The organism is Enterobacter sp. UPMP2061 (assembly GCF_053709615.1).
Genome location: NZ_JBSKJP010000001.1, coordinates 629,220 through 642,725, shown reverse-complemented (window position 1 = coordinate 642,725; position 13,506 = coordinate 629,220). Strand labels below are relative to the sequence as shown.

Annotated in this window: 13 protein-coding genes; all 13 read right to left on the bottom strand. The window is 56.2% G+C overall.

The genetic code is table 11. From position 1 onward, the window contains the following. Positions 1–26: 26 nt before the first annotated feature. Positions 27–467, bottom strand: coding sequence for a type III secretion system invasion protein IagB (gene iagB / locus ACWKXX_RS03065; RefSeq protein WP_017384854.1), 441 nt, complete (start codon positions 465–467; stop codon positions 27–29). A 102-nt stretch (positions 468–569) separates the two neighbouring features. After that, a complete protein-coding gene (locus tag ACWKXX_RS03060; protein ID WP_032647856.1) occupies positions 570–3,272 on the bottom strand; it encodes a glycosyl hydrolase family 18 protein in 2,703 nt (900 codons plus the stop codon). A 255-nt stretch (positions 3,273–3,527) separates the two neighbouring features. Then, positions 3,528–4,325: a prepilin peptidase gene (locus tag ACWKXX_RS03055; protein ID WP_032653111.1), complete on the bottom strand. Its 798-nt coding sequence runs from the start codon at positions 4,323–4,325 to the stop codon at positions 3,528–3,530. Beyond that, complete coding sequence (gene gspM, locus ACWKXX_RS03050; protein ID WP_017693716.1) at positions 4,322–4,807, bottom strand: type II secretion system protein GspM; 486 nt, start codon at positions 4,805–4,807, stop codon at positions 4,322–4,324. Before gspM ends, ACWKXX_RS03055 begins: the two co-directional genes overlap by 4 nt. After that, complete coding sequence (gene gspL / locus ACWKXX_RS03045) at positions 4,804–5,937, bottom strand: type II secretion system protein GspL (RefSeq protein ID WP_060460204.1); 1,134 nt, start codon at positions 5,935–5,937, stop codon at positions 4,804–4,806. Before gspL ends, gspM begins: the two co-directional genes overlap by 4 nt. 15 nt (positions 5,938–5,952) lie before the next feature. Further along, complete coding sequence (gene gspK / locus ACWKXX_RS03040; RefSeq protein ID WP_261666341.1) at positions 5,953–6,963, bottom strand: type II secretion system minor pseudopilin GspK; 1,011 nt, start codon at positions 6,961–6,963, stop codon at positions 5,953–5,955. Then, positions 6,960–7,568: a type II secretion system minor pseudopilin GspJ gene (gene gspJ / locus ACWKXX_RS03035; RefSeq protein WP_261666342.1), complete on the bottom strand. Its 609-nt coding sequence runs from the start codon at positions 7,566–7,568 to the stop codon at positions 6,960–6,962. The genes gspK and gspJ overlap by 4 nt, the downstream gene beginning before the upstream one ends. After that, positions 7,565–7,945, bottom strand: coding sequence for a type II secretion system minor pseudopilin GspI (gene gspI / locus ACWKXX_RS03030; protein WP_015571001.1), 381 nt, complete (start codon positions 7,943–7,945; stop codon positions 7,565–7,567). The genes gspJ and gspI overlap by 4 nt, the downstream gene beginning before the upstream one ends. Then, positions 7,938–8,423, bottom strand: coding sequence for a type II secretion system minor pseudopilin GspH (gene gspH, locus ACWKXX_RS03025; protein ID WP_045334210.1), 486 nt, complete (start codon positions 8,421–8,423; stop codon positions 7,938–7,940). Before gspH ends, gspI begins: the two co-directional genes overlap by 8 nt. Beyond that, positions 8,423–8,872 (bottom strand): type II secretion system major pseudopilin GspG, encoded by a 450-nt coding sequence (gene gspG, locus ACWKXX_RS03020; protein WP_003858352.1) that lies wholly within the window; start codon positions 8,870–8,872, stop codon positions 8,423–8,425. Before gspG ends, gspH begins: the two co-directional genes overlap by 1 nt. A 3-nt stretch (positions 8,873–8,875) precedes the next feature. Next, complete coding sequence (gene gspF / locus ACWKXX_RS03015; RefSeq protein WP_017384864.1) at positions 8,876–10,084, bottom strand: type II secretion system inner membrane protein GspF; 1,209 nt, start codon at positions 10,082–10,084, stop codon at positions 8,876–8,878. Further along, positions 10,084–11,562 carry a type II secretion system ATPase GspE gene (gene gspE, locus ACWKXX_RS03010; protein ID WP_023303376.1) on the bottom strand — a complete coding sequence of 493 codons (1,479 nt, stop codon included), beginning with the start codon at positions 11,560–11,562 and terminating at the stop codon, positions 10,084–10,086. Before gspE ends, gspF begins: the two co-directional genes overlap by 1 nt. A 14-nt stretch (positions 11,563–11,576) precedes the next feature. Next, the gene (gspD, locus tag ACWKXX_RS03005; protein ID WP_261666343.1) at positions 11,577–13,493 is read right to left on the bottom strand and encodes a type II secretion system secretin GspD; all 1,917 of its coding nucleotides are present in this window, start codon (positions 13,491–13,493) and stop codon (positions 11,577–11,579) included. Positions 13,494–13,506 lie beyond the last annotated feature (13 nt).

Sequence of the window (13,506 nt, the reverse complement as noted above, 5' to 3'; positions counted from 1 at the left end):
CAGGAATTCTTCAAAAATAAAAAACGTTAATAACGTGCTGCTAATTTGAGTTGCTGATATTTGGCCCAGACCTTATGGGCATATTTCATCCTCTGCGGATAATTTTCTTTTTTCAGTCCGGCGTTATACGCGCCAACGGCTTCCCAGTTATAGCCATACACCCTGATCATCCCGGCGAGGATAGAAGCCCCGACCATGATCGAAGTACATGGCTCCGTGATTAACCGGTATTCGTCGATTCCTCTGCTTTCCAGCGCGGTAAAATGCGAACTGTTGATTTGCATCAGCCCGACATCCCGCGTGCCATCGCGGTTTTGCCCAACCGCATACGGGTTCATTCCGGATTCCACATTCGCTATCGCGTACAGTAAATAAGGGTCGACATGATAATAATGCGCCGCTTTATTCCAACAGTTTGCCAGAGCGCTTTGGCTTATTATCAATAACAACAAAATCAACTTTTTCATTTTTACCTGCTGACAGTTTCGGTTATTTCTCCTTACCAACATCCTGTAAAATGAATTTTGAATCACTCCCCCTCTAAAAGGGGGAGTCATTAATGGGTTAGATTATTTGCAGTCTGTTGATGCGCCTTCTTTTACCCATACGTCGCTGTTGGCTGGATTATCACCACGGGTCCACCATTTCGCACGGTAAACGTTTCCTTCATAGGTGGTGGTGTCGCCGCCGTTGTAGACCAGGTCAGAACGCCAGTTCATCTTCACGTTGCTTACCAGCTCCCATGCATCCACACCGAAGCCAGGCTGATTGCCCTGAGTCCAGTACTTCGCTTTCCACACCAGATGGTCGAAGCTTACGGTATCGCCACCGTTGTAGATTTTGCTGGATTCCCACGCCGCATATTTGCTGGCGTTAGCATCCACAGGTGCATCGCAGCTCCCTTTGTCAGACGGTGGAGTCACATCATCAGCCGGAGGGGTAACGTCATCCGCCGGGTTAGTGTCTTCGTCATCTGGCACAGGTGCAGGCGCCGCTTTCGGATTCACGGTGACCTGGACGTTAGACTGCACGCTGGTCTTACCGTCGCTCACCACCACGCTCAGGGTGTAGGTAGACGTCGAGCTCACTTCCGGCGCAGTGATGTTCACGTTCGCGGAGTCAGACCCGGTAGCGTGCATATCTGCTGGTACACTCCAGGCGTAGGTCAACGCATCTCCGTCTGGATCCGCGGCCTGGGCATGCAGCGCATAGGTTTCACCTGATTCAAGCGTGATCGCTTCCATTGGGTTTAAAACCGGTGCCTGGTTAGCTTTCGGCGCCTTGTTCACCACCTGGATATCAATCGCGTTGCTCAGGCCTTTTGCATCGGTCACCGTCAGGCGGAACACCATGGTCTGGTCGGACGTCGCGGCGGCAACGTTAAAGGTCGCTTTCGCTTTGGTGCTGTTGGTGATGGTGACCGACGGACCAGAGACCTGAGTCCATTTGTAGGTAATCGCATCGCCATCAGGATCGCTTGAAGCAGAGCCATCGAGCGTGACGGTTACCGGGCCAGACACGTTCTGGTCGGCAGAGGACGCGATTGGCGCATGGTTGGTGACCACCGGATCAACCGGCGTAGCGTCGCCGCCCAGCAGGCTTTCGTTCATCGCGTTCAGGATGTCACCGGTGTCAGAGTCGATAGACCATGCGAACAGGCCACCCAGTTTATTCGCCAGAACATACTTACCTTTCGCCGTGGTTGAACGCGCATCTTCATACGTGATCAGGTCGCCGGTAGTTTTGTTGAAGACGTAAGGGGCTTCCGCATCAGCGTCGTAGCCGTATTCCCAGCCTGGTTTGCCTTTGTATTCGTTAACGATCTGACGATAGTCAACCACGCCGGGTTCCCAGGTCCCTTTCACCATACCTGTAGCGGTGCCGGTGAATGGATTGTTACCGGTGTAGCCATGCACGCCGGTCCAGCCGCGGCCATACATTCCCGCACCCACCACGATCTTGCCTGGTTGTACGCCCTGGGAAAGCAGCGCGTTAACGCCATTTTCAGTGGTGTAGTCAGTGTCCGGACGCCATGCTGGCGCGCGCAGCGCCGCCTGGTGGCCGAGAACGGTGTTGCTCCAGCCGCCGTAGAAGTCATAGCTCATCAGGAAGATGTGGTCGAGGTACTGCTGAGCGGCAGTGTAATCCACGTCTTCGATCTTATCGCGGCCTGCACCGATGGCGCTGGTCAGTTCATAGGTACGGCCCGTCTGTGCAGAGAGCTCGTTCAGCATGGTGCGCAGGTCATGCATCAGCGCGGTATAGGTCGCTTTATCCTGCTGCGGATTGCCCAGGTTTTCGCTCACACCGCCGCCGCCAGGGAATTCCCAGTCGATATCCACGCCGTCAAAGAATTTCCAGGTCTGGAGGAACTCTTTCACAGAAGAGACAAAGCGTGCGCGGATAGCCGGGTCACCCATGTGGAAGAAGGGATCGGAGAGCGTCCAGCCGCCGATAGATGGCAGCACTTTCAGGTCCGGATGCGCTTTTTTCAGCGCCATCAGCTGGCCAAAGTTACCTTTATACGGGTCGTCCCAGCCGGAGACGCCAGCCTGTGGTTTTTGCAGCGCAGCCCATGGGTCGTGGATCGCCACGGTATAGTCAGGTCGGCCCTTACAGTCGTTCTGGAGCACGCGGAAGCTGTTGCCGCCTTCAATGGTTTTCAGGCCGTCGTTGATGCCGTCACCGCCACAGATTGGAATGAAGCCGTAAAGAATGTGGTTGAGGTTTGCCGCAGGGATCTTATCAACCGGGAAGTTACGGTCATAAACGCCCCACTCCGGGAAGTAGGCCGCAACCACTTTATCGGTATGCTTCGCAAACGCTTTGTTATTCTCTTTGAGAGACGTATTCAGCGGCAGCAGGTGGCTACCGTCGGTGTCTGCCACAATAATCAGCTTGCTGGCGCTTTTCGCACAGCCGCTGGCGTTACAGACTTCAACCTGCTCCTGATAACGCCCGCCTTTTTTCACTTTAAACGTTGCAGAGCCCGTCGCGCCGGCTGCGCCGGTCCATACGGTTTGTCCGTCCAGCAGAACTTTCGCTGAAGTTGGCGCATCACCACTCCAGACGTTCCACTCAACTTTTACATCCACGCCATCGTTATGCACTTTGACAAGATTGTTATAATCCTGGGCTGCCTGATCCACTTCCACCAGGGCAAATTTGTCATTGCCATAGCCGATCGTCGGTGCCCCTGGCGCTGCTGCAAATGCGGAGCTGGTTGCCGCCGCAATAAAGAGCGCCAGATATTTTGGCTTCATAAATTTCATTTTTATTTCCTGATAAATTTATTCGTAACGTAATAACCCATGTCTTCCGTGAGATCATGGATGCGTTTCGCGTAATGCGTATTTAACCAACGTGAGTGCCGTGAACAAAAAAATTGTTGCTGCGTTGTATTCCTCCATTAAAAGATACAAGCTGAAATTCCGTGTAGCTTATATCCTTTACGATACGCTGAGCATAAAGAGACGTCCTTCTCTTCTACCATCGAAAAAACTCATAAAAAATCTTGACCTGTATATTTAAAATGTGAAAGCAAATTGCTGACTCATAAACACCCCTATTCCAGCAAAGGCGAGATAAGGACCAAAAGAAATTGTGAGGTTATTTTTATTTAAATTATTTACGGCGAAATAACCGACAATACCGCTTAACGCTGCCGCCAGTTCAATGGAGGGCAACGCCTGCCAGCCGCACCATGCGCCCAGCGCCGCCAGTAGCTTAAAATCCCCGTAACCCAGACCTTCTCGTCCCGTGATCAGACGAAAAGCCCAGTAGAGCAGCCAGAGCGACAGATAGCCCGCCACCGCGCCGAACAGCGCATCGCGTAGCGGCAACGTGTGGTCAAACGCATGGAGCACTAACCCCGCCCACAGCAGCGGCTGGGTCAGGCAGTCCGGAAGCAGCTGATGCTGCCAGTCGATCATGGCCAGCGGCAGTAAAAAAGCCGCCAGTAACCACAAAGAGAACAGCGCCTGAACGTCCGGCATGCACCAGGCCGTGATGCCAAAAAGCAAGGCGGAGATCAGTTCGACCAGAAAGAGTCGCAGCGGGATCGCGCTGCCGCACTGGTGGCAGCGTCCCCGTAATAACAGCCAGCTGAGCAGCGGGATGTTTTCCCACGCGGCAAGTGCGTGCTGGCACACCGGACAGTGCGAGGCCGGAAAGAGCAGATTGCCACTCCCCTCCTCATCCATCACCATCCCCGGTACGCGCTCGGCGACAACGCCAAGAAAACTGCCCACAATGCCGCCCAGGATCGCACTCATTATCGGGAACCCTACCGGAAAGGCGTCCCGCATCAGCGAAAAGGTATTCATGCGTTTTTTGACCAGGTGAGCTGCACCTGCGCTTTCACGTCGCTGAGGTGGTCCACCGGCGTGAGGTTTATTTTTTGCAGTCTCACGCCGGAGGTCTGATTAATTTCACGCAGCCAGCTTCTTAATTCATACACATTCACCCGATTCAACACGAACGATAAAGTTTGCCCCTCCTGGCGCATATCCGTCAGTGAAAGGTTAATCTCATGGGCGCTATTCTCGACCACCGTACGCGGATTATTCGTTTTGACTATCTGGACCTGAAGATGATTTTTATCAATTTCACTGCGCATCCAGTTAAGGGTCTCTTTTTGTCTTTTAAGCGTCGATTTACTATTTTGAATCATATTATCCAGGGGGATCACTCCTGTGTAATACACCGCTGCCCCCACAATAGCAACGGCACATATTTTTAAAATAATTTTTTCCCGGGTGCTGTAATTCTGATAGCGTGACTTCAGCTGCGCGATTCGCTCTTTCATTTATGTTTCCCTGCGATCATGGCGGTATACGGTTCGGTTGTTGAAACAGGCTGTAAGGTAAAATCAAAATTCTCACTGGTCTGGTTAACAAACGCCTGCAACGCGGGCTGGTTTTGCGCGCTGACGCTCAGCGTCAGGGTGTTTTGCTGCGCATCGTACTCCAGCAGATCGATCTCCATCGCAGGGACTGACTGCCGGGCTTTCTCCAGCTCATCAAGCTGAAGAAAGAATCCCTTGCTCTGTTTTTTCAGGCTTTGACCAAAGTGATATTTGATATTGGTCTGCTGGCGCATGCTGGGGAAATGGTGCTGATAAACCTGGACGATCTCCTCCTGCACCCGATTTTCCTGCTGCACAAGCATCCAGGCCATTGCAATGCGTGGCCCCAGCAGCAGAGCAACAGACAGCACGCCCGCCGCCACCATCGCGGCTTTCATACTTTTCGCCGCCCGCCCATTACCGGCCTTAAGGCTGAATTCACCGTGAAGCAGGTTAACGCGGCAGGTTTGCCACTGCGGCTGAATCAGTGCCAGCGGATGCTGCCAGGCATGCTGCACGTCAACGTGCACCTTCGCAGGCGCATCGCCGTAACACCACACTTCCCCGACCCCGGCTTTCTGCATTAACAGCGGCAGCAGGGTTGCCTCCATTTCACCCGCCACATGGGGCGATAAACGCAGCCAGTAGCTATCATCCTGTGCGACCAGCGTGCTACCCCCTGTCGTCACGGGCAGCAGCCAGGCATCAGGCAGGGCCTGAATCACGTTTAATCCGGCCTCCTGACAGCGGGTTAATGCCGCGCGCAGGCGGTCGGCGTCAATGGCCACGGCGTCGACGTCGGCGCCTTTTTTGTGGAGTACCGTCCAGTGGAGGTTGTCCACGTCGCCAATCAGCGTCTCTTCCGCCATCCACGAGAAGGCCATCGCCTGAGAAGCCACCTTTTTCGGCAGCGTAAAATGGCGGAAAATCATGTCGCTGGCGGGCAACAGGAGACAAACGCGCGTAGCCAGGGGGTGTTCGGCCAGCATCTCCAGGCTGTCGACCATCTCGACGCGCTCGCTGCCGGACTCACACCACATTATTTTCCCGCCCTCGCGGCTGTCGGGACGAACAAAAAGTACCTGTTTCATAACGTTCTACTTTTCTTATTCAATCATTCGGTAACGACGCTGCCACGTCACGATCTCACCGGCTTCGTTATTCACCTGAAGCTGGCTGACCACGCGAAGCGTTAATTCATCGGTATTGCCGGTGTAATTCACGCGGAAGTACTGGCTGTTTATAGAAAATTGATCCGCCACCTGCGGGAGATCGTCTTTTAACTGCGGGAAGGCCTGCTCCAGCGCTTTGCTGAACGCTTCCATATTTTCCCAGCCCGATTCCGGACGCGCATCCAGCAGGCGAACGGCGTCATCCCGCGTCAGTTTTCCGGGGAACATGGCCGCCAGCACGGCGGCCTGTTCCGGTTGCAGAGTGTTGACATCGACCTTGCTGACAGTGTCCGGCAGCGCGCATAGCAGCTTGCTCACCTTCGGATACGCCGTAACAGGGAACGCCGGCAGCAGTTTGATTTCTGCGATGCTGCGCATCATCTGATTTGCCGGTTGCCGCGCGGGCACGACGCCAGCCCACGCATCGCTTTCGGCCCCCTCCTTCGCCGTGGTGCTGTCACCATCGAGATAATCCACCAGCTGGAAATAGACCGCCTCCGCCGTGCCCGGGCTGAGGCCGCTTTCCGTCAGGAGTTGTTCAACAATCCGCTCTTTACGCGATTTTTCCGCCACCCCGGGAGCGCTTTGCCCCTGGGGTGCGATGTCGGCGGTCAACAGGTTATTGACGTTAAAGCAGTCCTGCGCATCTTCCACCTGGCTCACGACCGTATAGTCCTCACCCTGCGTCTCCAGCGGCTGATGCCAGTCGCCGTCCAGGGCCAGCGGCTTGCTCTCGCCGCTGGCGTCGGTCTGTAACCGGTCCTTCACCACTTTTTCCTGGGTTTGCATCGCCCAGCGCAGCTGCTGCTGGCTTACCTGATAATGCGTTTTCTGCAAATTACGGCAGAACTGCTGGCTGATTTTGGCGGCCAGCGCCGACATCATCACCAGCAAAATCAGCACCACCAGCAGGGCGACGCCCTGTTGTTGACGGATCCGTTTCATGGTCTGGTCTCCGGCGAAGGCGCTGGCGCTGCGGCAGCGGCCACCTCCGGCATATCACCCGGTGTAGTGAACACCCAGCGCCAGGTATCCCCGTTTTCCATCGTCAACGTAACCTCCACGCCGTCCGGCAGATGGGCAGCGTCGTGCCAGGCTGTCAGCCAGCCCTGACGATAAAACCGCCACTGCAATGATTTTACGCCGCTGACAATCGGCACTTCGTCAGGCTTAACGTCCGCCGGGCCGTCAATGACCGGCCAGACGTCGCGATACAAACGCCCCTCTTCCAGCCGCCAGCGCACGCGCTCCAGCTGGACCGTTCCGCTCACGCCATTCAGGGTGGTCAGTTCAAGAGCATCGCCCTCCTGACGAAACAGCTCCGGCTCATTACGCGGGGCGCGCGCCTGAAGCTGGAAAAAATCACGCTCCATCAGACTCCAGGCGCGCTGAAGCTGGTCGAGCTTTGCGGCGCTGGCATCGGTGGCCGAGCTGGTACGCATCGCGCCGTCCAGAATTTGCCAGGCCAGGGTGCTGATCACCGCGAAGATAGTCAGCGCAATCATGATCTCCAGCAGGGTAAATCCGCGCTGGCGTCGCGTTTTCTTCACTTGCTCTCTCCCGGCGGAATGATGCGCAGGGAGATAACCGGCTGGCTCTCATCGCTTTCCGCATACACGCGTAGGGTATTCGCCCAGACGTTGTCGGCGGTTTTCACCCGCTGCTTACGCCAGTTCCAGCTGCGCCCGCCCATGATTTCCGTCCCCTGCTGTTCAGCATCCGGGAAGTCAGTTCTGGTGAGCTGTGCCTCCGCCAGCTGGTTTTCCGCCACCCAACTGGCCTGCAAGGTATCGGCCAGTCCATGGGTAAAACGTACGTTCAGGGAGACCGAGTTCATCAGCGCCAGCGCGGCGGTGGAGAAAATCACCAGAGCGACCATCACCTCCAGCAGCGTCATCCCCTTTTGCTTTTTGTTGCCGTTAGCCATCATTTTCTACCGATACCGGCGCCGCGCCCTGCGACACCACGCGGAAATGGTGCTGTTTGTCGTAACTTTGCAGCGTCAGCGTAAAGCGGCTGATTTCACCGTCCGGTAAAAAGATCACCTGCGGCTCGGACGCCACCGTCGCGGCCAGGCGCTGCGGCGAAAGCGACACGTGCATCTCTTCCGGAAAATCACCTTTGGTGTTAATGCGTCCGGCAGATAATGGCACCCAGTGACGCTCGCCATTTTTATCGGCGATCGTCACCAGCTGATATTTATCGGTGGCGATCACCAGCCCAACAATATTTCCGTCCATCACCGCACGGTCTGAACCATAATCAACGAGCGCTTTTAATTGCTGGCCAAATATATCCGCGCCGCTGCGCGAAGGAATGGTGGATACCACCATCATGGCGCAGCTGGCAAATATCACCAGCGCCAGAATAATTTCCAGCAACGTAAAGCCGCGTTGATTTTTCATTATTTCTCTTTCTTATCGAGAGACCAGTTGGTAATGTCATCGGCGGTATTGGCTTCGCCGTCCGGACCGGCTGAGAAGACGTCCACCGCGCCGTGTTCACCCGGGCTCACCAGAAGATAATCATTGCCCCAGGGGTCCTGCGGCAGGCGACGGATATAGCCGTCCGTGCGGTAGCCGTTCGGGATTGGCGCGATTTCAGGTTTGGTCACCAGCGCCTGCAAACCCTGCTCTGTGGTCGGGTAGCGGTGGTTATCCAGCTTGTACATATCCAGCGAGCCTTCGAGCGCGACAATATCGCTGGTTGCTTTTTGCGTATCGGCTTTTTCCTTATTGCCCATTAAATTTGGCACCACCATACTCGCCAGTACGCCGAGAATAACAATGACCACCATTAATTCGAGCAATGTAAAGCCCGCCTGGCGAGCCAGGTTTTTACGTTTTAAAGCCATGATTTAACCTACCATATTATTAAGTTGCAGAAGCGGTTGTAATATTGACAGAACGATGAATAAAACAATCGTCGCCATGGATACCACCAGCGCCGGTTCAAAGACCGACAGCGTTAATGTAATTCGATGTTGTAAGGCCGATTCCTGATTTTCCGCCGCGCGATCCATTAAATTACCTAATTCCCCGCTCTCTTCACCGGAGGCAATCATATACAGCATGGTGGGCGGGAATAATTTCGCCTGTTCCAGCGCCGCATACAGCGACGCCCCCTGGCGCACGGTGTCGGCGGCCTGCTCCAGCACCTGCCGGGCATAGCGGTTTTCAATACCGTCCATCGCGATATACATTCCCTCCAGCAGCGGCACGCTACTGGCCTGCAAAATGCTCAGGGTACGGATATAGCGGGCACTGTTGATGGCGCAGACCAGCTTTTTAATCGGCGAGCCGTTCACCAGCCAGCTGTGCCAGCGAAAACGGTTTTTGGCATTCCTCAGCCAGGTTTTGAAGCCGATAAAGCCGCCCCCCAGAATGCCCACAATATAAATGCCCCAGGCTTGCAGGAAATCACTGACCGCAATCAGCGTCCGGGTGGTGATCGGCAGCTGCTGCTTCATGTGGGTAAACTGCTCGATCACCTGCGGCACCACCGCCACCAGCAGGATGCTGATGACCGCGATGGCGACCACGGTGAGGGTTATCGGGTAGACCATTGCCTGCGTCAGCTTGCTTTTCATCTTCTGGCGCTGCTCGTTGTACTCCGCCAGCTTCTCCAGCACGTCGCCCAGGTGACCGGTTTTCTCCCCGGCCATCACCAGCGTGCAGTAAAGCTTGTCGAAGGTGCGCGGAAACTGGCTGAAGGCATCGAACAGGGTGTGGCCTTCCACCACCTTCTCGCGGATCTCCACCACCATCGCCGCCAGCTTTTTGTCTTCCGTCTGCTTCGAGATCGCTTTCAGCGCGCTCTCCAGCGGCAGCGCGGCGTTGACCAGCGTCGAAAGCTGACGGGTAAACATCGACAGCACCGGAGTGGAGAGCTTCACCCCGGTTTTCGCTTTCCCGCCAGCCGCCGTTTCGCGGGTTTCGGTGATGCTGACGGGCATCAGCTTTTGCTCGCGAAGCCACTGGCGAACCTGCTTCTGCCCCTCGGCCTGTAACGTCCCGCGCTGTGTTTTCCCCGCGGCATCCGTTGCCGTCCAGGCGTAGAAAGCCATTACGCATCCCCCCCACGTTCGGCGGTGACGCGCATGACCTCTTCCAGAGACGTCACGCCGCCGATCACCTTCAGCAGCCCGTTTTCACGCAGGCTGTAGGCATGCTTAAAAAGCTGCGTTTCGAGGGACATTTCGTCCTTATCTTCATGGATGGCGCGGCGCATGGCGCTGTCCACCACCAGGAATTCATGGATACCGGCGCGGCCCTGATAGCCGCTCTGACGGCAGTGTTCGCACCCCACCGCGCGGTAAATCGCGTCTGGCGGCGCGGCCATAAAGCTGAACAGCGCTTTTTCATTGGCGTCCAGCGGACTGGTGGTCCGGCAGTGCGTACACAGCCGACGCACCAGACGCTGGGCAATGACACCGAGCAGCGATGAACCGATTAAGAAGGACTCCAGCCCCATATCCCGCAGACGGGTTATCGCCCCTGCGGCACTGTTGGTGTGCAGCGTCGACATCACCAGGTGACCGGTCAGCGACGCCTGCACCGCAATCTGGGCGGTCTCACCGTCGCGAATTTCCCCGATCATCACCACGTCCGGGTCCTGACGCAGAATGGCGCGCAGCCCGCGGGCAAAGGTCATGTCCACGCGAGGGTTAACCTGCGTCTGCCCCACCCCTTCCAGCTCGTACTCAATCGGGTCTTCCACGGTCAGAATGTTGCGTTCGTGGCCGTTCAGCGCCGAAAGAATGGCGTACAGCGTGGTACTTTTACCGGAACCCGTCGGGCCGGTAACGAGGATGATCCCGTGCGGGCGGTCGATCAGCCCTTTCAGCTTCTCCAGTTCTTCATCAATCAGCCCCAGCTTGTTGATGTCGGGCTTGAGATTGCTTTTATCGAGCAGGCGCATCACCACGCGCTCGCCGTACTGGGACGGAATGGTCGAGACGCGCACGTCGATGGCCTTGCGACCGATGCGCAGGGAGATACGGCCATCCTGCGGGAGGCGTTTCTCGGCGATGTCGAGTTTCGACATCACCTTGATACGCGACACCAGCAGCGGGGCGAGCTTACGCGCCGGTTGCAGCACCGGGCGCAGCACGCCGTCAACGCGAAAGCGTATGCTCAGGGTGCGCTCGAAGGTTTCGATATGAATATCTGACGCGCCCTCCTTCACCGCCTCGCCGAGAATGGCGTTGATCAGGCGGATCACCGGCGAGTTTTCATCGTTATCGAGCAAATCTTCGTTATCCGGGATCTCCTCGGTTAACGCCATCAGATCGATATCCGCGTCCATGTCGTCCACCAGCTGCTGCGACACGCCGCTGCTCTGCTGCCAGATTTTGGCCAGCATCTCGTCAAACGCTTCCGGCGCCAGGGTAACCGGGACAAACGCGCGTCCCAGCACCCGACGCACCTCCAGCAGCGCTAACGCCGGGGTGTCCTCACGGATATAGACGTCATTGTTGTAAAGCAGAACGCCGTTTTCTTTTGCGTAGTTGCTGCTACACAGGGTTTTAGTCAGTTCGTCCACGTTTCCCCTCCGCCTTACTCTTTAAACGGATTGCGTGCCGCGTGGGTTTTCACGGGTGCAGTGCTGGCGGCAGGAAACGCTGGCAGTACGGCGTTGTCGCTCGGCTCGACAATACCGAGCTTTTTCTCTTCCACGCGCTGCATCTGGCGCACCCGGATCTGGTCGTATTTCTCTTTCGAGGCTGCGCTGTAGTTGTCGTCGTCACGCAGGACGGTGGTATGAATAAACACCATCAGGTTGCGTTTAGAGGTATCCTGCGAGGTGTAGCGGAACAGCTGCCCGACCAGCGGGATATCGCCGAGCAGCGGCACTTTGGAGACCGACTGTTTGGTCACATTTTCCATCAGGCCGCCGAGCACCACCGTCTGGCCACTGTGGACCATCACTTCGTTATTAATCGTGCGCGTGTTGAAGGTTGGGCCGAGGCTGGAATCTTCCGTTGCGCTGTTGTCGACGCTGGATACTTCCTGCTCAATCTTCAGGTGGATCATGTCGCCATCGTTGATTTGCGGCACAATCTTCAGCTTGGTCCCCACGGTTTTACGCTCAACCGAGTTAAAGACGTTGTCGCCGCTGGTGGTTTGCGAACCGGAAAGCACCGGCACATCCTGACCGACGTTGAACGACGCTTCTTTATTATCCAGCGTGACCACGCTTGGCGTGGAGAGGATGTCGTTTTTACCGTCGGTGGAGAGCGCGGTCACCAGCGCACCGAAATCACCGTTAAAGAAGCCGGTCGCCAGGCCCGTGAAGCTCGCCCCTTTCATGGTGCCATTTTTAATCTGGCTGATTGGCAGGCCGGTAGCGCCAAACTGCACGCCGCCGTGCTTGCTCGTCCACTGCACGCCAAGATCCACGCCGTTGCCGTCCTGCACTTCGGCAATGATCGCTTCCACCAGCACCTGCGGACGGCGAATATCCAGCTTGTCGATCACCTTCTCCAGGGAGTTCATCACGTTAGGCTGCGCGGTGATCACCAGGGAGTTGGTCGACTCGTCGGCGGTAATGTTCAGGTCGGTTGAGGCGCTCGCGGTTTTCGCTTTGGCCGCGCCCGGCTTGTCTTTCAGCTGCTCGCCAATCCCCGTCAGCACCGGTACCACTTTGGTGGCGCTGGCATATTTGAGGTAGAAGACGCGGGTGTTTCCTTCGTTATTCTGCTCGCGATCCAGCTGATGGATAAGGGAACGGGTACGCGCCCGCGCATCTTCCGAGCCGCTGATCACCAGGCTATTGGTTTCATCATCGGCCACCACCTTGGTCGCCAGCTGCGGCGCGTTCTGCCCTTTCTGCTCTTCGTTGTTGAGGTTATTCAACATATCCGAAAGCTCTTTGGCAGAGGCAAAGCGCAGCGGGATGATTTCGCGGCGCTGAATACCGTCTTTATCGACGCGCTGAACCAGATCCACCAGTCGGTTCACCACCGAGGCTTTACCGGTTAACAGCAGGACGTTGGACGGCTCAAAGTGGACCACATTCCCGATGCCGGTGGCATCGTTGAGCTGGCGCAGCAGCGGGGCCAGCTCGCGAACGGGTACGTTTTCCATGCGCACCACGCGGGTGATAATCTCGTCACCTTTGCCCGGGTTCTTGCTGTCTGCCAGCGGCGCACCGGCGGTACGCGCTACGCTTGAGCGCACCACTTTGACCATGCCGTTGTCCATCGGAATCACCGACAGGCCGTAGAGATCCAGCACGCTCAGGAAGAACTGGTAATACTCATCCTCCGTCAGCACGTTGTAGGTTCTGACCGAGACGGTTCCCTGGACGGACGGATCGACCAGAATAGTTTTGTTGAGATTGCGACCTACCGTATCGATAAACTCGCGAATATCAGTATTTTTAAAACTTGCGCTAAAGTTAGCTGCAAGCAGCGAACTGGAATATAACGACAATGCGGTCAGCGCCACGCACGCCCAGGGAAATTTTTTCATGTCTGCACACTTA

Bases quoted from the DNA above. Each gene is read 5' to 3' on its own strand.
- iagB (WP_017384854.1), bottom strand. From the start codon at position 467: ATGAAAAAGTTGATTTTGTTGTTATTGATAATAAGCCAAAGCGCTCTG.
- ACWKXX_RS03060 (WP_032647856.1), bottom strand. From the start codon at position 3,272: ATGAAATTTATGAAGCCAAAATATCTGGCGCTCTTTATTGCGGCGGCA.
- ACWKXX_RS03055 (WP_032653111.1), bottom strand. From the start codon at position 4,325: ATGAATACCTTTTCGCTGATGCGGGACGCCTTTCCGGTAGGGTTCCCG.
- gspM (WP_017693716.1), bottom strand. From the start codon at position 4,807: ATGAAAGAGCGAATCGCGCAGCTGAAGTCACGCTATCAGAATTACAGC.
- gspL (WP_060460204.1), bottom strand. From the start codon at position 5,937: ATGAAACAGGTACTTTTTGTTCGTCCCGACAGCCGCGAGGGCGGGAAA.
- gspK (WP_261666341.1), bottom strand. From the start codon at position 6,963: ATGAAACGGATCCGTCAACAACAGGGCGTCGCCCTGCTGGTGGTGCTG.
- gspI (WP_015571001.1), bottom strand. From the start codon at position 7,945: ATGGCTAACGGCAACAAAAAGCAAAAGGGGATGACGCTGCTGGAGGTG.
- gspH (WP_045334210.1), bottom strand. From the start codon at position 8,423: ATGAAAAATCAACGCGGCTTTACGTTGCTGGAAATTATTCTGGCGCTG.
- gspG (WP_003858352.1), bottom strand. From the start codon at position 8,872: ATGGCTTTAAAACGTAAAAACCTGGCTCGCCAGGCGGGCTTTACATTG.
- gspF (WP_017384864.1), bottom strand. From the start codon at position 10,084: ATGGCTTTCTACGCCTGGACGGCAACGGATGCCGCGGGGAAAACACAG.
- gspD (WP_261666343.1), bottom strand. From the start codon at position 13,493: ATGAAAAAATTTCCCTGGGCGTGCGTGGCGCTGACCGCATTGTCGTTA.